The sequence below is a fragment of the Streptomyces sp. NPDC020362 genome (assembly GCF_040642095.1).
Lineage (GTDB): Bacteria > Actinomycetota > Actinomycetes > Streptomycetales > Streptomycetaceae > Streptomyces.
The window spans coordinates 1-1,447 of record NZ_JBFAET010000477.1 but is presented as its reverse complement, the minus strand read 5'-3'; the positions used below and the strand labels follow the sequence as shown (position 1 = coordinate 1,447).

At 72.8% G+C, this 1,447-nt stretch carries 1 protein-coding gene; it reads left to right on the top strand.

Translation table 11 applies throughout. The features are described 5' to 3' along the window. On the top strand, positions 1-1,447 hold a 1,447-nt coding region (locus AB0H32_RS48345; RefSeq protein ID WP_361136126.1), incomplete at both ends, for a condensation domain-containing protein.

The window sequence follows — 1,447 nt, the reverse complement described above, 5'->3', positions numbered from 1 at the left end:
GGTCGGCGGCGAGGCGCTGCCGCCGTCGCTCGCCTCCGCGATGGCCGCGCTCGGCGCGGAGGTCACCAACCTGTACGGGCCCACCGAGACCACCGTCTGGTCGAGCGCCCTGCGCATCGAGGACGCCGCCGTCCTGCCCAGCATCGGCGGCCCCATCTGGAACACCTCCCTGTACGTCCTCGACGACCGGCTGCGCCCCAGCGACGAGGGCGAGCTGTACATCGGCGGCGAGGGACTGGCCCGCGGCTACCGGGGCCGGCCCGGACTGACCGCCGAACGGTTCGTCGCCGACCCCTTCGGACCCCCCGGTGCCCGCATGTACCGCACCGGTGACCTCGCCCGCAGGCGGGCCGACGGAGACGTCGACTACCTCGGCCGCGTCGACCACCAGGTCAAGATCCGCGGCTTCCGGATCGAGCTCGGTGAGATCGAGTCCGTCCTCGCCGCGCACCCGGCGGTGGCCCAGGTCGCCGTCGTGGCCCGCGAGGACCGCCCCGGTTCCCCGCTCCTCGCCGCCTACGTCGTACCCGCCGCGGGAGAGGACGTCCCCGGCACCGCCGGCCTGCGTGAACTGGCCGCCCGCTCACTGCCCGACTACATGGTCCCGGCCGCCTTCGTCACCCTCGACCGGTTCCCGCTGACCCCCAACGGCAAGCTGGACCGCAGGGCGCTGCCCGCCCCCGACCTCGCCGGCGCGACCACGGGCCGGGCACCCCGCACCCCGCACGAGGAGCTGCTCGCCGGGTTCTTCGCGGATGTGCTCTCGCTGCCCTCGGTCGGCATCGACGACGACTTCTTCGCGCTGGGCGGACACTCGCTGCTCGCCACGCGTCTGGTCAGCCGCATCCGTACCGCCCTCGGCGTCGAACTCGCCGTCCGCACCGTCTTCGAGGCCCCCACCGTGGCCACGCTGGCCGAGCGGCTCGGCGACGCGGAGACCGCCCGCCCCGCGGTACGCCCCGCTGTCCGCCCCGACCGCATTCCGCTGTCCTTCGCCCAGCGCCGGCTGTGGTTCCTCAACCGACTGGAGAGCAGGAACGCCGCCTACAACCTCCCCTACGCGCTGCGTCTGCGGGGTGTGGTGGACCGGGAGGCGTTGCGGTGGGCGTTGGGTGATGTGGTGGCGCGTCACGAGAGTCTGCGGACGGTGTTCCCGGAGGAGGGGGGTGTGCCGTGGCAGGAGGTGCTGGAGGGGGTTGGGCTTGAGTTGCCGGTGGTGGAGGTGGGTGCGGGGGAGCTTGAGGGGGTGTTGTCGGCTGCGGCCGGCCGGGGGTTCGATCTGGGGTGTGAGGTGCCGGTGCGGGCGGAGTTGTTCGTGCTGGGTGCCGAGGATCAGGTGTTGTTGCTGACGATGCATCATATTGCGGCGGATGGTTGGTCGTTGGTGCCGTTGGGTCGGGATCTGGCGGTGGCGTACGGGGCTCGTGTTGCGGGTGGTGTGCCGGAG